Source organism: Acrocarpospora catenulata, assembly GCF_018476525.1.
Lineage (GTDB): Bacteria > Actinomycetota > Actinomycetes > Streptosporangiales > Streptosporangiaceae > Acrocarpospora > Acrocarpospora catenulata.
In genome coordinates, this window is sequence record NZ_JAHCST010000058.1 from 38,277 (window position 1) to 57,626 (window position 19,350).

At 70.4% G+C, this 19,350-nt stretch carries 16 protein-coding genes; 6 read left to right on the top strand and 10 right to left on the bottom strand.

Annotation, left to right across the window (positions count from 1 at the left end; all coding sequences use genetic code 11):
- Positions 1-94: 94 nt before the first annotated feature.
- Positions 95-1,729 (bottom strand): glycosyltransferase family 4 protein, encoded by a 1,635-nt coding sequence (locus KIP79_RS36975; protein ID WP_308170075.1) that lies wholly within the window; start codon positions 1,727-1,729, stop codon positions 95-97.
- An 87-nt stretch (positions 1,730-1,816) separates the two neighbouring features.
- On the opposite strand from KIP79_RS36975, the gene wecB reads away from it, so the two are divergent.
- Positions 1,817-2,956 carry a non-hydrolyzing UDP-N-acetylglucosamine 2-epimerase gene (gene wecB / locus KIP79_RS36980; protein WP_214109650.1) on the top strand — a complete coding sequence of 380 codons (1,140 nt, stop codon included), beginning with the start codon at positions 1,817-1,819 and terminating at the stop codon, positions 2,954-2,956.
- 91 nt (positions 2,957-3,047) lie between these two features.
- The gene (locus KIP79_RS36985; protein ID WP_214109651.1) at positions 3,048-5,114 is read left to right on the top strand and encodes a glycosyltransferase family protein; all 2,067 of its coding nucleotides are present in this window, start codon (positions 3,048-3,050) and stop codon (positions 5,112-5,114) included.
- 95 nt (positions 5,115-5,209) lie between these two features.
- On the opposite strand, the gene KIP79_RS36990 is transcribed toward KIP79_RS36985, so the two are convergent.
- From KIP79_RS36990 to KIP79_RS37005, 4 genes are read right to left on the bottom strand one after another with little or no spacing between them, the layout of a single operon-like run.
- Positions 5,210-5,785: a GTP-binding protein gene (locus KIP79_RS36990; protein WP_214109652.1), complete on the bottom strand. Its 576-nt coding sequence runs from the start codon at positions 5,783-5,785 to the stop codon at positions 5,210-5,212.
- On the bottom strand, positions 5,766-6,134 hold the full coding sequence (locus KIP79_RS36995) for a DUF742 domain-containing protein (protein WP_214109653.1): 369 nt from the start codon (positions 6,132-6,134) through the stop codon (positions 5,766-5,768). The genes KIP79_RS36990 and KIP79_RS36995 overlap by 20 nt, the downstream gene beginning before the upstream one ends.
- On the bottom strand, positions 6,131-6,538 hold the full coding sequence (locus tag KIP79_RS37000; protein WP_214109654.1) for a roadblock/LC7 domain-containing protein: 408 nt from the start codon (positions 6,536-6,538) through the stop codon (positions 6,131-6,133). The genes KIP79_RS36995 and KIP79_RS37000 overlap by 4 nt, the downstream gene beginning before the upstream one ends.
- A complete protein-coding gene (locus KIP79_RS37005) occupies positions 6,535-8,931 on the bottom strand; it encodes a sensor histidine kinase (protein WP_214109655.1) in 2,397 nt (798 codons plus the stop codon). The genes KIP79_RS37000 and KIP79_RS37005 overlap by 4 nt, the downstream gene beginning before the upstream one ends.
- 188 nt (positions 8,932-9,119) lie before the next feature.
- Between KIP79_RS37005 and KIP79_RS37010 the strand changes: the two genes are divergently transcribed.
- The 3 genes from KIP79_RS37010 (at position 9,120) to KIP79_RS37020 (ending at position 12,590) form a co-directional block, all read left to right on the top strand.
- Entirely contained in the window at positions 9,120-9,920 is an 801-nt protein-coding gene (locus KIP79_RS37010) for an SDR family NAD(P)-dependent oxidoreductase (protein WP_214109656.1), read from the top strand.
- A gap of 59 nt (positions 9,921-9,979) precedes the next feature.
- Positions 9,980-11,116: an acyltransferase family protein gene (locus KIP79_RS37015; protein ID WP_308170076.1), complete on the top strand. Its 1,137-nt coding sequence runs from the start codon at positions 9,980-9,982 to the stop codon at positions 11,114-11,116.
- 187 nt (positions 11,117-11,303) lie between these two features.
- The gene (locus tag KIP79_RS37020) at positions 11,304-12,590 is read left to right on the top strand and encodes a sulfotransferase family protein (protein WP_214109658.1); all 1,287 of its coding nucleotides are present in this window, start codon (positions 11,304-11,306) and stop codon (positions 12,588-12,590) included.
- Between the two features lie 6 nt (positions 12,591-12,596).
- On the opposite strand, the gene KIP79_RS37025 is transcribed toward KIP79_RS37020, so the two are convergent.
- From KIP79_RS37025 to xylA, 5 genes are all read right to left on the bottom strand, one after another.
- A complete protein-coding gene (locus KIP79_RS37025; protein WP_214109659.1) occupies positions 12,597-12,989 on the bottom strand; it encodes a DUF742 domain-containing protein in 393 nt (130 codons plus the stop codon).
- Positions 12,986-14,899, bottom strand: coding sequence for a sensor histidine kinase (locus tag KIP79_RS37030; RefSeq protein ID WP_214109660.1), 1,914 nt, complete (start codon positions 14,897-14,899; stop codon positions 12,986-12,988). Before KIP79_RS37030 ends, KIP79_RS37025 begins: the two co-directional genes overlap by 4 nt.
- Positions 14,900-14,951: 52 nt before the next feature.
- A complete protein-coding gene (locus tag KIP79_RS37035) occupies positions 14,952-15,557 on the bottom strand; it encodes a DUF998 domain-containing protein (protein WP_214109661.1) in 606 nt (201 codons plus the stop codon).
- 140 nt (positions 15,558-15,697) lie between these two features.
- Entirely contained in the window at positions 15,698-17,077 is a 1,380-nt protein-coding gene (xylB, locus tag KIP79_RS37040) for a xylulokinase (protein ID WP_214109662.1), read from the bottom strand.
- Positions 17,074-18,216, bottom strand: a complete 1,143-nt coding sequence (gene xylA / locus KIP79_RS37045; RefSeq protein ID WP_214109663.1) for a xylose isomerase — start codon at positions 18,214-18,216, stop codon at positions 17,074-17,076. Before xylA ends, xylB begins: the two co-directional genes overlap by 4 nt.
- 101 nt (positions 18,217-18,317) lie before the next feature.
- Between xylA and KIP79_RS37050 the strand changes: the two genes are divergently transcribed.
- Positions 18,318-19,350, top strand: a 1,033-nt coding sequence (locus tag KIP79_RS37050; RefSeq protein ID WP_308170077.1) for an ROK family transcriptional regulator, incomplete at its 3' end; no start/stop codon positions are given.

The window sequence follows — 19,350 nt, forward strand, 5'->3', positions numbered from 1 at the left end:
AACAACACGTCATGGTCGCAAAGGCTATCTCAACTCGGCACCAAGGATGCCTGATGCACCACATCCGGCGGACATCAGGCCTCTTCGGTTCAACTCACTTGCTGGCGATCGATTCGTAAATTTCACCATAGGTCTTGGCGAGGCTGCTCCACGTGCGTTTCGCGGCAACTTCGGCCCGACCGGCTTCGCCCATCTCCCGGCGGCGGTCTGGATCGTCGCGGAGCGCCGCCAGAGCCTTGGCGAGCTCCTCGGGGCTGCCCGCGGGCACCAGCAGGCCCGCGCCGTCCGAGCCGACCAGCTCGCTGAGCGCGGGCAGGTCGCTGAGCACCACGGGCTTGCCCAGGGCCATCGCCTCCACCGGCTTGAGCGGGGTGACCAGACGGGTCACCTGGAGGTCCTCGCGGGGGCAGACGAAGATGTCGATGGCAGCCTGGGCCTGGAGCGCCTCCTCGGGGCCGACCCGGCCCGGCAACACCGCGATGTCGCCGATGCCCAGCTTCTGCACCTGCTGGAGCAGCGCGGGCCGCTCGGCGCCGTCCCCGACCAGCAGCACCCGTACGGGGGCGCCGGTCGACTTGAGCAGCGCGGCGGCGCTCATCAGGGTGGCGAAGCCCTCGTAGCCGACGATGCTGGAGACCGAGCCGACCACGATCTCGTCGTCGCCGATGCCGTACTCGTGGCGGAGCGCGCGGCCGTCGTAGTCGGCGGTGAGCAGCGCGTCGTCCACCGCGTTGGGGGCCAGGTAGATGCGCTCCCTGGGCACGCCGCGCTCGACGATCTCGGCCACCATGGTCTCGGCCAGCGTCACCACCGCGTCGGCCGAGCGCATGATGTGCGCCTCGCGGGCCTTCTGGAGCAGGTGGCGCTCGCTGCCCACCCGCTTGGGGTCCCTGGAGGTCCAGGTCTCCTCCAGGAAGCCGCGCACCTCGTACAGGAAGGGCGTGTTCGTGCGCTCGCGCACGGCCAGGGCGACCGAGCCGTTGCGGTGGTCGGTGGCCGCGTGCAGCACCTGCGGGCGGAGCTGGCGGACCAGCTCGGTGACGTCCGCCGCGCCGCGGATCATGCGGCCCCGGCTCTCGAACGGCACCTCGCCGCTGGGCAGCAGCCGCCGGTACGGGATGCCGTCGATCTCCTCGTACGGCGTGGCGTCGGTGTGCCCCTGGAGCATCGGCCAGCCCCAGCTGGTGACGACGTGGGGATCGAGCCCGGCCGCCTGCTGCGCGGTGACGATGCGGTGGGTGCGCACGGTGTACCCCGCCTGCGTGTACGGCAGGGCGTTGGTCACCATGTGCAGCACCCGGCCGGACACCCGCTCGCCCATGATCACCTTGGCCTTGGGCGGGATCGGGTTCTCCCCGATGGCGGCCAGCTCACCCTCGTAGTACGCGATGCGCCGCCGGATGAACGGCCACCGGGTGTGCGGTTGGAGCACCTCGATGGCCTTGGTGATCTTCCCGGCCTCCCAGTGCCCCTTGGCAGCCTCCAGCGGCCCGTCGGCCATCCGGCGGACGATCTTGCGGATGGTCACCCGGGCGTACCGTGCCACCGGCCAGGCGACCCGGCCGACCAGCGGCCGCATCCGGGCCGGCATGGCGTCGGCGGCGGCCTGCGCGACCCGCATCGGGTCGGACTTGACCTTGCCCACCACGACCCGAGAAACGATGACCGGGTTCTTCACGAATCCCCGCAGAAGACCGCCCACACCGGCACGCGCCTTCTTGGCTGACACCTTCGTTGGCTTGTTGGCCTCGCTTACCACGGCGTGACCGTACCATAGGCAACGTTTGCCCCAGTCCCAGAAGAAAGACAAGGTCAAATGCGGGATCCTCGGCTTCAGGATAGTTACGTCCTGCATGTTCTGGGTGCTCGGCCCAACTTCCCCAAAGCGGCCCCGGTGGTGACCGGTCTGGCGGAGCTGGGGGTCAGGCAGGGAATCGTGCACACCGGCCAGCACTACGACGTGCTGATGTCGGACGTCTTCTTCGCCGACCTGGGGCTGCCCGAGCCCATCGCCAATCTGGGCGTCGGCTCCGGGAGCCACGCGCAGCAGACCGCCGCGCTGCTGGCCGGTCTGGAGGAGGTCGTGCTCCGGGAGAAGCCCTCCCTGGTCGTGGTGTACGGCGACGTCAACTCCACGCTGGCCGCCATCCTGGTCTGCGCCAAGCTGGGCGTGCCGACCGCGCACGTGGAGGCGGGCCTGCGCTCCTTCGACCGGAGCATGCCGGAGGAGATCAACCGCATCGTCACCGACGCGCTGGCCGACCTGCTCTTCGTCACCTCCCCCGACGGCCTCTCCCACCTGGCCAGGGAGGGCGTGCCGGCCGACCGGGTGCACCTGGTCGGCAACTCGATGATCGACAGCCTGCTGGCCGCACTGCCCAAGCTGGACCCGGCCCCCGTGCAGGAGCGGCTGGGCGCCTTCGGCCGGTACGCGGTGGCCACCCTGCACCGGCCCGGCAACGTGGACGCGCCGGAGGCGGCCAAGGAACTGGTGGACGCGGTCCTCGGGGTGGCCGAGCAGCTGCCGGTGTTCGTGCCGCTGCACCCGCGCGGACGGCAGCGGCTGGCCGACGCCGGTCTGGTGGACCGGCCGGGCCTCAGCATCGTCGACCCGCTCGGGTACCTGGACTTCCTCTCCCTGGTACGGGGGTCCGCGCTGGTGGTGACCGACTCCGGCGGCGTGCAGGAGGAGACCACCGTGCTCGGCGTGCCGTGCCTGACCGTGCGGCCCAACACCGAGCGGCCGATCACCGTGACCCACGGGACCAACCGGCTGGTGACCCCCGCCCAGCTGCCCGCGGCGGCGGCGAAGGCGCTGGCGGACGGCGCGACGACCCCGAGCGAGGAGCTGCCGCCGCTCTGGGACGGCAAGTCGGGAATCCGGATCGCGCGGGTGATCGCGGCCTGGCTGCGGGGGGACAACCTCGCCCCGGCATCCCGCGGTATCGCAGGCTAATTCGGTCAAAACGACCAAATGTCCAGGGTTAGCGCCGTACGATGCTGATCCTGGATGATCGAGCTTGGGCGACAAAGAGCAAGGGCGGGGCATGGCTGACAGCGACGAGACCTTCGACGAGCCCCGGTTCCAGCGCCTCGGGCCGGTGAACTGGCTGCCCGAGGAGCGCAAGGTCGTCGAGCGCTACGAGCAGCGCATCCGGGAACTGGAGAAGAAGCTCGCCGTCCAGGAGGCGCGGGCCGAGTACGCCATCTGGAAGCTGAAGGCCACCCAGACGCAGCGGCCGTACCGGGTGGCCCAGGCGCTCACCGGGGCGGCCAAACCGGCCAAGTTCGTCCGGCTCCCCCGGGACCTGAGCAAGGCGATGAAGGGCCGCAAGAGCCCCAAGGCGCCCCTCTCGGTGGTGGAGGCGGCGGCCCAGGCCGAGCAGAAGGGCCCCGAGGTCAAGATCCCGACCCTGCAGTGGCCGGAGGGCATGATCAACCGGCCCGACCTGAAGGTCGCGGTGATCCTGGACGACTTCTCCCGGATGGCCTTCAAGTACGAGTGGGACCAGATCGAGTTCGGGCTCCAGGACTGGCCGGAGATCTTCGCCGAGAAGCGTCCCGACCTGCTGTTCTGCGAGTCGGCCTGGCACGGGAACCAGGGCCGCTGGCGCTACCAGATGACCGGCACCAACGCCCCCAAGCAGGAGCTGCGCGACCTGGTGGCCTGGTGCAGGGCGGAGGGCATCCCGACGGTCTTCTGGAACAAGGAGGACCCGCCCAACTTCGACTTCTTCATCGACACGGCCAAGCTCTTCGACGTCGTCTACACCTGCGACGGCGACATGATCCCCAAGTACCGCGAGGTATTGGGGCATGACCGGGTTGATGTGCTGCAGTTCGCGGCCCAGCCCCGGATCCACAACCCGGTCCAGACCAAGCAGGGCCGGACGTACGACATCGTGTTCGGCGGCATGTACTTCCGCGACAAGCACCCCGAGCGGCGCGAGCAGATGGAGACCGTGCTGGCTCCCGCCCGCGAGCTGGGCCTGCACATCTTCGCCAGGAACGGCACGGTCGCCGACAAGTACGCCTGGCCGGAGGAGTACCGGCCGCACATCGTGGGCGAGCTGCCCTACGAGCAGATGCTCGCCGCGTACAAGATGTACAAGGTCTTCCTCAACGTGAACTCGGTGATCGACTCACCGACCATGTGCGCCCGGCGGGTCTTCGAGCTGTCGGCCTGCTCGACCACGGTGCTCTCCGGCTGGTCACGGGCGATCGAGGAGACCTTCGGGGAGCTGATCCCGGTGGCGCACTCGCCGGAGGAGGCCTACAACCGGGCGCTGTACATGATCAACAGCCCGGAGCTGCGGGCCAGGCAGGGGCATCTGGCCATGCGCGAGGTGTTCGACAAGCACCTGTTCGCGCACCGGGTGGACCAGATCCTGCGCGGCCTGGGGAAGCCGGTCGCGCCCCGGTCGTACAGCGTCTCGGTGGTGCTGCCGACCAACCGGGCCGGGCAGCTGGAGCACGCGATCAGCCAGGTGGCGCGGCAGCGGCACCGGAACCTGGAGCTCATCCTGGTGCTGCACGGGCTCTCCGAGGACCCCGGCGTGATCAGGGACAAGGCGCTGGCGGCCGGTGTCCCGGCGGTCAAGGTGCTCACCGCGCCGCCGCACTTCACCCTCGGCGAGGTGCTCAACCTCGGCATCGCCCAGGCCGAGGGCGAGCTGATCTCCAAGATGGACGACGACAACCTCTACGGCGAGTACTACCTGTACGACCTGGTCCGCGCCTTCGACTACGCGGACGCGGAGCTGGTGGGCAAGGGCGCCCACTACACCTACTTCCCCGACCGGAACGAGACCGTCTACCGGCTGCCGGGCCTGGAGCACCGGTACGCCCACCTGGTCCAGGGCGCCACCATCCTGGCCAGGGCCGGCCTGCTCCGCTCGTACGCCTTCGAGGCGGTCAACGCGGGCGAGGACACCCGGCTGGTACGGCGGCTGAAGGAGGACGGGGTGCGGATCTACTCGGCCGACCGGTTCAACTTCGTCTACATGCGCGGCTCGGACGCCCAGGCGCACACCTGGCAGGCGGCCGACTACAAGCTGACCCGCAACGCCCAGTTCTGCTTCGTCGGCAACCCCGAGCAACACGTGATGATTTGACCCCTGAAGGGGTATCGGGCCTCTGTGGTACCCGGCAGTCACGACAGGCATCAAACGCCCCGCAGCGCGCCTTTCAGCGCCGCGGGGCGACGGCTTCAGCGCTGGGCCGCCGTCAGCGTCTTCAGCGCGTGCTCGACGAGCGTGATCAGGACCACCTTGGCGGAGGCCCGGCGGCGCACGTCGCAGAGCAGCACCGGCACCTCGGGGTCCAGGTCCAGCGCGATGCGCACGTCGTCCGGCTCGTACCGCTCGGCGCCGTCGAAGCAGTTGACCGCCACGATGAACGGGGTGCCGCGCTGCTCGAAGTAGTCGATGGACGGGAAGCAGTCGGTCAGCCGGCGGGTGTCGGCGATCACCACGGCGCCCAGCGCGCCGTAGCTCAACTCGTCCCACATGAACCAGAACCGCTCCTGGCCGGGCGTGCCGAACAGGTAGACCACCAGGCCCTCGCGGATGGTGATCCGGCCGAAGTCCATGGCGACGGTGGTCGTCGTCTTGGCTTCGACGCCGCCCACGTCGTCCACCCCGACGCCGCGGTCGGAGAGGACCTCCTCGGTGCGCAGCGGGCGGATCTCACTGATCGCGCCGACCAGCGTGGTCTTGCCGACGCCGAAGCCGCCGGCGACGAGAATCTTCAGAGCGACCGGCTCGTCAGAGGGCGCGAAGGCCATTGATCACTTCCTTGAGAATGCGCTCGCTGGGCAGCGGCGCGACCTGAGCCGGAGGACGTACCCGGATCAGCCCCTGGTCCTGGAGGTCGCCGAGGAGCACCCGGACCACGCCGATGGCGAGGTCCAGGTCGGAGGCGATGTCCACGACCGAAGTGGCCCTGGCGGTGATGTCCAGGATGCGCCACTGTTCTGGGCTGATCTCCGCCGGGTCCCGTGGGGCGTTCCCGCTGGCCGTGACCATGGCGATGAGGTCCAGGTCGTCGGCAGAGGAGCGCGCCCGCCCCCGGGTGAGAGCATAGGGCCGGACCACCGGCCCGGCATCGTCGTCCAGCCACTCCGGGGGCGTCATGGCAAGTTCCGCCGGGGAGTTGTGGATATGTGCTGTCCGACCCGCTTCACCAGCATCGCCATCTCGTAGGCGATGTGCCCGACGTCCGCGTCGGAGGCGGCCAGCACGGCCAGGCAGGTGCCCTGCCCGGCGGCGGTGACGAACAGGAAGGCCGCCTCCATCTCCACGATGGTCTGGCGTACCTCGCCGCCGGCGAAGTGACGGCCCGCGCCGCGGGCCAGGCTCTGGAATCCGGCGGCCACGGCGGCCAGGTGCTCGGCGTCCTCGCGGGCCAGTCCCTGCGACGCGCCGACGACGAGCCCGTCCGTGGACAGGATCACCGCCTGCCGAACCGCGCCGACCCTGCTGATGAGGTCGTCGAGCAACCAGTTCAGCTCGCCGGACGCAGTAACTTTCCCGGTCATTCCTCGCCCTTCTCGCCGTTGGTGGTCTCGCCGCTGTTTGTATCTGCGTAGTCTGCATCCTCGCGGCCGCGCCGCGAACCCGCCTGGAAGGCGGAGAACATCGCGCGCGCCTGCTCGGGTGAGCGCTCCGCCGGGGCGGCGGGGGCGGCGGGCTCCGTGGGTGCGGACAGGGGTTGCGCCCGTTCCTTCAGCTGGGGGGCCAGGTGCGACTGGCGGACCCGGCGTGGCAGGCCCGCGTGGGTGCCGCTGGCCACCGAGCCGGTGTGGCTCGGCGCGGGCGTCACCGGAGCGGGCGCGGGCGTTTCCGTCTTCTCGATCTTCTCGGGCCTGGGGCGCGGGCTGGTGCGCCGCCGGGACGGCAGCGCCGGCGGCCCGCCGGAGCCGCGCTCCGGCACCACAGAAAGACCGTCGTTGCGGGGCGCGGGCGGCACCGGCTCGGTGCGCAGCGCGGCGGGGGTGAAGAACGGGGAGGTGTCGGGCCCGGACCGGTCGTCGCCGGGCTCCTCCGGTGAGGTGATCGCCTGCGCGGGCAGCACCGTCGCGGTGACGGTGACCGGGGGGATGGCGGCCGGGGACCCGTCCTCGGCCACCAGGGACCGGGGCACCAGCACGATCGCCGTGGTGCCCCCGTACGGGGAGGAGCGGAGCACCACGCTGATGTTGTACCGGGCGGCCAGCTGGCCGACCACGAACAGGCCCAGCCGGTCGCTGTCGGCCAGGTCGAACTCGGGCGGCGTGGCCAGCCTGGCGTTGATCTCGGCGTACTCCTCTGGGGCGAGCCCGAGGCCGCGGTCCTCCACCTCCAGCACCAGCCCGTTGGCCACCATCTCACCCCTGACCTGCACCTTGGTCTGCGGCGGGGAGAAGATCGTGGCGTTCTCGATGAGCTCGGCCACCAGGTGGATGAGGTCGGCCACCGAGGCGCCCGCCACCGAGGTGTCCGGCATCGGCAGCACGTTCACCCGGGTGAAGTCCTCCACCTCGGCCACCGCCGCGCGGACCACGTCCACGATCGGCACCGGCTTGCGCCAGGAGCGGCCGGGGGCGGCGCCGGAGAGGATGATCAGGCCCTCCGCGTGGCGGCGCATCCGGGTGGTCAGGTGGTCCAGCCGGAACAGGTCCTCCAGGGCCTCCGGCTCGGTGGCCCGGCGCTGCATGGAGTCGAGCAGGGTGAGCTGGCGGTGGAGCAGGCTCTGCTTGCGCCGGGCCAGGTTGAGGAAGACGTGGTTGACGCCGCGGCGCAGCCGGGCCTGCCCCACGGCGGCCTCCACCGCCGTGCGCTGCACCGAGCTGAACGCGTGCGCCACGTCCGCGACCTCGCTGGAGCCGCCGGCGGTGATCGGCGGCGCCTCGGCCTCCACGTCGACGTCCTCGCCCTTGCGGAGGCGGCTGACCACGCGCGGGAGCCGTACGTCGGCCAGTTCCAGGGCGGCGTGCCGGAGCCCGGCCAGGTCGCGGACCAGGCGGCGGCCGAACCGCACCGAGAAGATGATGGTGGCCACCACGGCCACCAGGCCGAGCCCGCCGGCCACCGCGATGCGGGCCATGATGCCGGTGGCCACCGAGGTGGCGCTGGCGGTCAGGGCGTCCGAGGAGCGGATGCGCGCGTCGTCCAGCCGGACGATCAGGCTGTCCACCGTGGTCTTCCACTTGCCCGCCTCGGCGGGGAGTGGCCCGCCGGACCTGACCTGGTTGACGATCTGCCCTTCCAGCATCTGGAACTGGGTGAACAGGTCGGAGTTGAGCACCGTCTCGTACGGCGCCCGCATGTCGCCTTCCAGCACCGGCAGGTTCTTCTGGTAGAGGAAGTGCCGGGTGGCCACCCACTCGCCGAAGGCGTTGTGCTCCTCGGCGGAGAGCTTGCCCTTGACCAGCGCGCCCCGGATCAGCGCGTCCTCGCGGGTGATCATCTCGTGCGCGTTGCCCATCGCCTGCATGGCGCTGGCCTGCTGGAAGATGCTCAGGTCCGGCACCGAGACGAGCCGGTCGTAGACCCGGAAGAGCTCGTCCATGACCCCGTTGTAGGCCTTGACGGCGTCCAGGCGGGAGGCCTTGCCGAGAGCCACCGCGTCCCGGATGGAGGGCAGGCCGTCCAGGCTGGAGATCAGGTTGTCGAGGGGGGCGTGCAGCTCCTCGCTCATCGCGGAGCGGGTGGCGGGGGCGGCGGCGGCCTTGGTGAAGGCGTCCACCGCAGAGCTGGTGCGGGCCTGGCTCTCGCTGAGCGCGGCCGAACTGGTCTGGCCCGAGCTGAGCACGTCGGCGGTGAGCGCCCGTTCTTCCTGAATCCGGATACCAAGATCGGTAGATGTGATACCGATGGTCTCGTACAGGGTGTTGGCTCGGAGGAGGGCTAATCCATCGCCGATGGTGAGGTTGAGGACGAATCCCCACAAAGCACTCAGGGTCAGCAAGGGTAAGAGCAGCAGCAAGAAGATCTTGAACCGAATCGACCGGTTTCTTGAACCCATGGCCACTCCAGTGCAGCGTGTGGAGGCTCACACCGCATTTGGGGGGAAATGCACCTCCGGAAGATCGCACAGGAGACTAGCACCGATACTGTTCTGGCGCAGTGGAGGAACTGATGATTACTGTGATCACCGGGGCAAGTGCCGGAATCGGCGCAGCTGCCGCCCTTGATCTCGCGCAAAAAGGGCACCAACTTGTTCTCGTCGGCCGATCGGCCGACCGGCTGGGCTCGGTGGCCGAGCGTGTCGCGGCGATTTCGGGCCGTCAGCCAGAGGTGGTTTCGGCCGATTTCTCATCCTTCACGGAGGTACGCCGGGCGGCGGCCGAAATCCTGGAGCGGCACCCCCAGGTGGACGTGCTGGTGAACAACGCCGGCGTGATGGTGCCGTCGCGGCAGTTAACCCCCGACGGGCACGAGCTGATAATCCAGGTCAATCACCTGTCGCCGTTCCTGTTCACCAACCTGCTGCTGGACCGGGTGGGGCGGGTGGTGACGACGTCCTCCATGGCCGCGCGGACCGGCAGGATCGACGTTTCGGATTTATCGCGTTCCCGGCGCCGGTGGAACGGCTGGATGCAGTACGGGGACAGCAAGCAGGCCAACATCCTGTTCACCGTGGCCCTGGCCGCCCGCGGGGTCGCCGCCACCTGCTTCCATCCGGGGATCAACCGTACGGGCTTCGCCACTGGAACTTTCATGATGCGCCTGTTCCTCCTCCCGGGCATCGCCGCGTCCCCGGAGATCGGCGCCGCGCGGCTGACCTATCTGGCCACGAGTGAGGCCGGGCTGCGGCACCCGGGCCGGTACTTCAGGAACAGCCGTCCCGCGCGGACGAGCCGGGTGATGAGCGACCCCGTGCTGGCCGAGTCCCTGTGGAAGGTGAGCGCGGAGCTCACGGAACTCCCCGGATCCTGACCGCCACTGTTCGGCTGAAGTTGGGACGGCGTTAGGCGGCCTGTTCTATGGTCCGGCGGGTGACCCCGCCAGTACCTTCACCTTCCCCGTCCTCGGCCACCACCGTCCCCGGGGCCTCGCCCGGGCCTTCCGACCCGTCGTCCTTACCGCTCGGCACGCCCGCTCCCCGGGACGGCACGGCCACCGACGGCCCCGCGACCCCGGCGCAGCCGAAGGAGCGGGACCCGTTCCTGGACAACGCGAAGTTCCTGGCGATCGTGATGGTGGTGGCGGGGCACCTGATCGAGGACCTGCGGGACGTGCAGGCGGCGCACGCGATCTACTTCTTCGTCTACCTGTTCCACATGCCGCTGTTCATCGTGATCAGCGGCTATCTGTCCAGGAACTTCACCATCCTGCGGGCGCGGAAGCTGATCACCGGCCTGGCGGTGCCGTACGTCATCTTCGAGATCGCCTACTCGCTGCCGCGTTACTTCCTGTACGGGAAGTTCGAGATCAGCCTGCTGGACCCGTACTACCTGACCTGGTTCCTGATGTCGCTGTTCCTGTGGCGGCTCTCCACCCCGGTCTGGTTCCAGCTGCGCTGGCCGCTGGCCTGGGCGGTGGGCATCTCGATCCTGTCCGGCACCAGCAACCTGCCCGACGAGCTGTCCATGAACCGCACCATGGGCCTGCTGCCGTTCTACGTGCTCGGGCTCATGCTCAAGCCGGAGCACTTCGCGTTCCTGCGCAGGCGCTGGGTGCGGCTGACCGGCGCGGTGATCCTGGTGGCCGGGCTGGGGCTGGCGTTCCTCGTGCACCGAGGGGTGAAGACCGAGTGGATCCGGTGGCGGCACGCCAACACCGCGATCGGCGTGGACGACGTCACCGGCAGCCTCATCCGGCTGGCCATGCTGCTGGTGGGGGCCCTCCTGGTGGCCGCCTTCCTGGCGATCACCACCTCGCGCCGGACCTGGTTCACCGCGCTCGGCGCGGCCACCATCTACGCGTACCTGCTGCACGGCTTCGTGGTGAAGGTCGTCGAGCGCTTCCACGACCAGCTGGTCAACCCGCTCGGGGTGGCCGCCATGATCGCGTTCGCGGTCGTGCTGACCGCCGTGCTCTGTACCCGGCCGGTCCGCCGCCTCACGAGCTGGGCGATAGAACCGGACATGTCATGGGCCTTCCGGCGGCGTGCCGGGGCCCGCCGCCGCTGACCGGAAAGGCCGGGACGCGGCCACTTTACTGACCCGCGCGGGCCCGTCAGTCAGAGGGCTATTCCATCCGCTGTCAAGGGTTGTGATCAACCCGAGGATCCGGTTTGAGTGAGATTTCGGGTTCCTGAGCCCCTGGGGAGCCTCTTGGGGGATTTGGGAGTCGACGGTCTCATGATGCGGAGTTCACATGCTGAAGGGTGTTCCGCAACCTGGGCGCGCCGAGCTGACCGAACGAGCGTACGCCTATCAGAATCCCCGGCTGCCGTTCCCGCTCTGGCTGGCGGCCAGGACCCCCTTCGCCCGGCTCTGGTGGCCGCTGGAACCGGAGGCGCTCAAGGCCAAGGCGCGGCGGCTGACCGGTCTGACGGAGTTCGGGGACCTGGCGCCGCTGGACGAGCCGCTCCGGCTGCTCTGCCTGGCCTTCGACGAGGACGCTGAGCTGCACGCGCTGGGGCGGCTCACCGTGCACTCCACGCTGGTCGGCGCGCTGGTCAACCGGCTCAGGCTGGAGGACCTGGCCCGGCGCCGGCCGCACGTCTTCGAACGGCCGGTGGAGGCCCCCATCGTGATCGCCGGGCTGCAGCGCAGCGGCACCACCTTCCTGCACCGCCTGCTGGCCCGCGACCCCGGCCTGCGGTCGATCCCCTTCTGGGAGGCGCTCAACCCGCTGCCGCTGGGGGACGTCACCGCGCCGGTTCCGGCGCCGGACCCCCGGATCGAGGCGGGGGCCCGCGCGCTCGCCCTCATCGAACGGGTCTCCCCCGAGATCATCAAGATGCACGAGCTGGAGAACGAGGCGCCGGACGAGGAACTCCTCCTGCTGGCCATGGGGTTCGCCTCGCTGTTCTTCGAGACGATCTCCCCCGTCCCCGGCTACCTGCCCTGGTACCTCACCGCCGACCACACCCCCGGGTACGCCTACCTCCGCCGCACCCTCCAGGCCATGCAGTGGATCCGTCCGGCCGGGGAGCGCTGGCTGCTGAGGTCACCCCAGCACCTGGAGCACCTGGTCCCGCTCACCGAGACGTTCCCCGACGGGACCTTCGTGCAGACCCACCGGGACCCCGTGCGGAGCGTGCTCTCCATGGCCTCGACGCTCTGCCACGCACTGCGGCAGAACTACTTCCACCCCAACCCACACCTGATCGGCAGCCACGCGGCCGATCTCACCGAGCGCCTGCTGCGGGCCGCGCTGCGGGACCGCTCGACCACCGACCCGCGCTTCGTGGACGTGCACTTCACCCAGCTCAACGCCGACCCGCTGGCCATCGTGCACAAGGTCTACAAGGCGGCGGGCATGTCGCTGACCGACGACGCCCACCGCCTGATGACCGTCTGGTACCCCCGCCACCGCCGGGGCCGCCACGGCATCCACCAGCACGTCCCCGCCGACTTCGGCCTGCACCCCGACCGGCTGCGGGAACGCTTCGCCTTCTACTACGAGCACTTCGCCGTCTCGCACGAAGGGCCGTGAGGGTGATCAGAGCGCGCGCAGGCCGTTGATCACCTCGCGCAGGATGCTCTCCGAGGGCGGTGTCGCCGGGCCCTGGCCGGAGCCGGGCTCGTAGGCGCCGCCGGCCGGGGGCCGTACCAGGATCAGGCCGTAGTCGAGCAGGTCGCCGAGGAGCACCCGGACCACGCCGAGCGGCAGGTCGGCCTCGGAGGCGACCTCGGCCACCTGGCGGGAGCGCGGGATGAGTTCCAGCAGGCGCAGGTGTTCCCGCCCCAGGTCGGGGCTGTTGGGCGCCTTGGCCCCGGTGGCGGCGACCACCGACAGCAGGTCCAGCGGCGCCTTGGTGGCCGCCCGGCCCCTGGTCAGCGCGTAGGAGCGTACCACCGGGCCGTCGTCGACCCATTCTTCTGAGTAGTTCACGCGCCCGCCCCTTCCAGCACCGGCTCCGGCGCCAGCACGTCCGCCGGGATGAGCACGATCGCGGTCGTCCCGCCGAACGGCGACGGCCGCAGCTCCACCCGCACGCCGTGCCGGGTGGCCAGCCGCCCGACCACCACCAGCCCCAGCCGGTCGGTGTCGGACAGGTTGAACTCCGGCGGCGCGGCCAGCCGCCGGTTGATCGCCTCGATCTCCGCCTCGCCCATGCCGAGCCCCCGGTCCTCGACCTCGACGGCGAAGCCCTTGGCCACCGACTCGCCCCTGATGGACACCTCGGTGTGCGGCGGCGAGTACGCGGTGGCGTTCTCGATCAGTTCCGCGAACAGGTGGATCAGGTCGGTCACCACGGCGCCCTGCACCGCCACGTCGGGCATCGGGTAGACCCGCACCCTCTGGTAGTCCTCGACCTCGGCGACCGCGCCCTGCAGGGTGTCGGCCACCGGCACGGGGTTGCGATAGGTCCGCCCCGGGGTGCCGCCGGAGAGCACGATCAGGCCCTCCGCGTGCCGGCGCATCCGGGTGGTCAGGTGGTCCAGCCGGAACAAGTCCTCCAACGCCTCCGTGTCCTCGGTCTGCCGCTGCATCGCGTCGAGCAGCTTGAGCTGGCGCTGGAGCAGCCCCTGGCTGCGCCGGGCCAGATTGCGCAGGGCCTCCCCGATGCTCTCCCTGAGCCGGGCCTGGTCCACCGCGACGTCCACCGCCGTGTGCTGCACCACGCTGAACGCGGCGGCCACGTCCCGCACCTCGCCGGTGGTACCGGGCGGCTCGAGCGGCGGGGCCTCCACGGCCACGTCCACCTTCTCGCCACGGCGCAGGCGCGCGACCACCCGCGGCAGCCGTACCTCGGCCAGTTCCTGGGCGGCCGAGCGCAGCGCGGCCAGCTCGCGGGAGATGGCGGCGGCCGAGCGGAAGGAGACGAAGACCGAGAGCACCACGGCGGCCAGGCCGACGACGCCGGCCACGCCGGCCCGGGCGAAGGTGGCCATGGCGGCGGGCTCTCCCCGGGAGGCCAGCGCCACGCCACCCGAGTCCAGCGCCTCCCGGGCGATCTTCTCCAGGTCCACGGCGGCCTGCCGCCAGGCCTGGTAGGTGATGTCGGCGCCGGGGGTCCCCGCGGCCAGGCGGGCCTCCATGCGCTGGAACCGCCGGTACACGTCGGAGACGATCAGCTGCTCGAACGGCACGCGCAGCTCGGGCTCCAGCTCGGCCATGCCCTGCTCGAAGAGGAACTCCCGCTTGGTGGCCAGCTGCACGAACAGCCGCCGCTCCGGCTCCTCCCACCGGTTGGCCACCACCAGCAGCCCCGCGGCCAGGGCGAACTCCCTGGACATGTGGTCGATGGAGAAGCCGATCATGGTGAGGCTGCGGGACTGCTGGTAGAGCTCCAGGTTGTTGGTGGCGGTCATGCTGTTGATCAGCGCCTGCATGGCGGTGGGCAGCCAGGAGAACCGCTGGTTGAGGGTGACCAGGTCGATGCGGCGGGCGTTGACGTCCTGCCTGAGGTCGTCGATCCCGTCCACGGCGGCCATCACGTCGTCGTACCTGGCCTTCATGGCGAGGCTCATCGCGTTCTGCGCTTGGTTGGTCTGCGAGCTGCGGCGCATCAGCTGGCGGTCGTCGTCGGTGATGCGCCGCTGGTCGTCGAGGAGTTCACGGGCCTCGGTGGAACCGGTGGCCAGGTACTCGGCGGCGAGCAGGTGCTCCCGCTGGAGCGAGCGGACCAGCTTGTCACCGGGGTTGCCGATCTCCTCGTAGAGGGTGCGCACGTTCAACAGGCTCAGCGAGTCACCGACCGTGATGGTGGCCGCGAACCCCCAGAGGGCGATCAGTGAGATCAGCGGGATCACCAGCAACATCGAAATCTTGAAGCGGACGGATCTGCTCGCTGTCATCGCTACCCTCAAAGGCCGTTCGTAGCCGATGAGAGTAGCAGTATGCGATGTGCTATTTGGATCTAGTTAAGGACATGTTACGAATTGCCAGACTTGTTACAGTTACAGGCATTTGACACCAGGTCAGCAACGCGAGTACGGCCATCTCAATGCCGAGCAGACCGCGTTCCACCAGACCGATCAGCACGCCCTCGCCGGGTAGCGCGACATAGGTGAGCACGGCCACGCCGAGCCCGGCGGCCAGCGCCAGCCACTCCATCGGACGGGCCACCGCCCGCCACCGCTCCTCCCCGGCGAACCGCCCGGCCAACTGGGCCGCCGCGACCGGCAGCGCGACGAACGCCACCACCTCAAGGCCCTTCACCGGAACCACCGCGAGCAGCGCCACCCCCGCCGCCCAGATCAGGATCAGCCGCTCCGGCCATCCGTGCACCGGCGCCCGCCTGGCCCGCAGCCCGGCCAGCAAGGCCAGACCGGCCACGCCCAGGCCGAGGAGCGCTACCCGGGTGCTCCCACCGTGGTCGAGCGCCACGTACTCGCTGAGGGTCAGCTGGGCAGGGTCCAGGTAGGGATCGGGGTCGAGCAGGCCCGCGACTACCGCGGCCAGCGCCAGCAGCAGTCCCGCGCCGGCGACCAGGGGGGAGATCCTCTTGACCATGCTTCTAGAGTGATCCGGTTCGCCGCCCCAAGCCATCCGGCTAAATACCTAAATAGCCCTGATGCCCACCCCCGAGGGGGCATCAGGGTCGCCTCAGGGACGGGGTGGGGCTGGCTCCACCCCACTCCCGTCCCCGCAGGTCAGGCGCTCGCCTCGCGGTAACGCTCGCGCAGTCCCTGGATCGGGTCGGCCTGGTAGCCGACCGTCTCCCCGGCGTCCCACTCCGGCGGCTCCGCCGAACCCGCCAGCAGCCAGGCGGCCTGCCGGGCGGCGCCGTCGGCCACGTACTCACCCGGCTCCGGCACCTGGACCGCGCAGCCGAACACGGCGGGCGCGATCCGGCGGACCGCTTCCGAGCGCGCGCCGCCGCCGATCAGCAGCACCCGGTTGGGACGCAGGCCGAGCGCGTCCAGCGCGTCGGCGAGCCCGCAGAGCATGCCCTCCACGGCCGCCCTGGCCAGGTGCGCCGGGGTGGCGTTGCCCAGCCGGAGCCCGTGCACCGAGCCGGTCGCGTCCGGCCGGTTGGGGGTGCGCTCCCCCTCCAGGTACGGCACCAGCACCAGCCCGTCCGCCCCCGGCGGAGCCGACAGGGCCAGGTCGCTGAGCTCGGCGGGGCCGACCCCGAGGATCCTGGCCGTGGCGTCCAGCACCCGGGCCGCGTTGAGCGTGCAGACCAGGGGCAGGAAACGCCCGGTGGCGTCGGCGAACCCGGCCACCGCGCCGGACGGGTCACTGGACGGGGTGTCGGCCACGGCGAACGCCGTACCCGAGGTGCCGATGGAGACGACCACGTCGCCGGGGCGGGCGCCGACGCCGAGCGCGGCGGCCATGTTGTCACCGGTGCCGGGCCCGATCCGGACCCCGGCGGCGGTCTCCCCGGCCTGCTCGGCCGGGCCGAGCACCCGCGGCAGCGCGGGGTCGCCGCCGATGGCCCGGTTGAGAAGATCCGTCCGGTACGTCCCGGAGAACGGCGACCAGTACCCGGTGCCCGAGGCGTCACCCCGGTCGGTGGTGATGGTCTCCGGGCTGCCGGCCAGCTTCCAGGTCAGCCAGTCGTGCGGCAGGCAGACCGCGGCGGTCCGGCGCGCGTGCTCCGGCTCGTGCTCGGCCAGCCAGCGCAGCTTGGTGACGGTGAACGAGGCGACGGGCACGCTGCCCACCGCGTCCGCCCACTTCTCCGGGCCGCCCAGCTCCTCGATCAGGTCCAGCGCGGCCTGGGCGGAACGGGTGTCGTTCCAGAGCAGCGCCGGGCGGACCACCGCGCCCGACTCGTCCAGGCAGACCATGCCGTGCTGCTGGCCCGCGACGGACACCGCCGCCACGTCGGCCAGCCCGCCGGCCTGCTCGATCGCCTCCTGGAGCGCCCGCCACCAGTGGTCGGGGTGCACCTCGGTGCCGTCCGGGTGCGTCGCCCGGCCCTCGCGGACCAGTGCGCCGGTGGCGGCGTCCCGCACCACCACCTTGCAGCTCTGGGTTGAGGAGTCGACCCCGGCCACTAATGTCCTTTCCCCTGGGGTCATCGCACCCCCAGCAGGTGCTCCATGGCCAGCTGGTTGAGCTTGGTGAAGTGGAAGCCGCGCTCGGCCAGCACCTCCGGGTCCTTCTCGTCGGCGAGCAGCTGGTCGATGGTCTCGCCCTCGCCGAGGGTGGGCAGCGACAGGTCCGGCACCAGGCTGGCGGCCAGCGCCTCCTGCACCTCGGGGTCGGCGCGGAAGGCGGCCACCTTCGCCTTGAGGATCAGGTACGTGCGCATGTTGGCGGCGGCGGAGACCCAGACGTCCTCGGAGTCCTCGGTGCGCAGCGGCTTGTAGTCGAAGTGCCGGGGGCCGTCGTAGCCGCCGTTCTCCAGCAGGTCGACCAGGAAGAAGGCGTCCTTCACGTCACCGTGGCCGAAGATCAGGTCCTGGTCGTAGCGGGTGCCGTGCTGGCCGTTGAGGTCGAGGTGGAAGAGCTTGCCGTGCCAGAGCGCCTGGGCGATGCCGTGCGCGAAGTTGAGGCCCGCCATCTGCTCGTGGCCGACCTCGGGGTTGAGGCCCACCATCTCCGGGTGCTCCAGCTCGTTGATCAGGGCCAGCGCGTGGCCGATGGTCGGGAGCAGGATGTCCCCGCGCGGCTCGTTCGGCTTGGGCTCCAGCGCGAAGCGGATCTGGTAGCCCTTGTCGATCGCGTACTGGCAGAGGATGTCCATGGCCTCCTTGTAGCGGGCCAGGGCCGCCTTGACGTCCTTGGCGGCGCCGGACTCCGCGCCCTCCCGGCCGCCCCAGCAGACGTAGGTGCGGGCGCCGAGCTCGGCGGCCAGGTCGAGGTTGCGGATCACCTTCTGGATCGCGTAGCGCCGCACATCGCGGTCGTTACTGGTGAAACCGCCATCCTTGAAGACCGGGTGGGTGAACAGGTTGGTGGTGGCCATCGGCACTTTCAGGCCGGTCTCCTCCAGCGCCTTCTTGAAGCTCTCGATCGCCTTGGCCCGGTCCGGCTCGACCGCGAGCAGGTCGTCGTCGTGGAAGGTCACGCCGTAAGCGCCCAGCTCGGCGAGCCGGTGCACGCTCTCCACCGGGTCGAGCGCGGCGCGGGTCGCGTCGCCGAACGGGTCCCGTGCCTGCCAGCCGACCGTCCACAGCCCGAACGTGAAACGGTCCTCGGGAGTGGGCGTGTACATCGGTGCCTCCAATTAGTCTACGTTGTGGACTAAATATCGGGCGTTGCTGGGCGTGGGTCAAGTAGGGATGTCTAGGATTTCACCGGTCACTTTTTCTCCAGGTGCGCACCGGAGTTGATGCGTTGATGACGGCGGTACGGCATGACGCCATGCGGGCGCGCAACCTGGCGTTGGTGCTCGGCGAGGTCAGCGCGCGGGGGTCGTTGACCAGGGCCGCGCTCGCCGAGGTGACCGGGCTGACCAAGACCACGGTCTCCAAGCTGGTGGCGGATCTGATCGAGACCGGGCTGGTGGTGGAGACCGGCGCGGTGCGGGCGGGCGAGCGGGGGCGGCCCGGGGTCGAGGTGCGCATCCGGGGGGACCGGATCGCCGCCCTCGGGCTGGAGGTCAACGTCGACTACCTGGCCGTGCGGGTCGTGGACCTGTCCCGGTCGGTGCGGCTCCGTCGTACACAGGCTGTGGACAACCGTTATGCACAGCCTGTGGATGTCATCGCCAGACTCAGGAAACTGGCCCTTTCGGCTGTGGATGAAGCTGTGGGTAACGGGCTGCGGATCGTGGGCGGGGTGCTCGCGGTGCCCGGCCCCGTGGATCCGCGCAGCGGCATCGTGCACAACGCGCCCAACCTCGGGTGGCGGGACGTACCGGTGCTCTCCCTGCTGGACCTCGGGATGCCACTCCGCGTGGAGAACGAGGCCAACCTGGCCGCACTCGGCGAACTCTGGTTCGGCTCCGGCCCGAGCGACTTCCTGTACGTCTCCGGCGAGATCGGCATCGGTGCCGGACTGGTCGTGGCCGGCGCCCTCTTCCGGGGTTCCCGGGGTTTCGCGGGTGAACTCGGCCACGTCGTGGTCGCCCCGAACGGCCCCCCCTGCCGCTGCGGCGGCCGCGGCTGCCTGGAACAGTACGCCGGCCAGGACGCCCTCCTCCGCCCACTGACCTCACCACCCTCACCGCCCAGCCCACCGGGGGCCACTACGGCCAGCCCGCCGATCGTCCCAACCGTTCCGGAGTCGGCCCTCCCGGCGGAGCCAGGCCCGGACCCGGAGAGTCACAAGGGTGGGTGGGTGGGACAACCCCCATCCGCCCCCGCAAGGACCGCCGTCCCGGCAGGGGCTGGCACCTCGGCCCGGG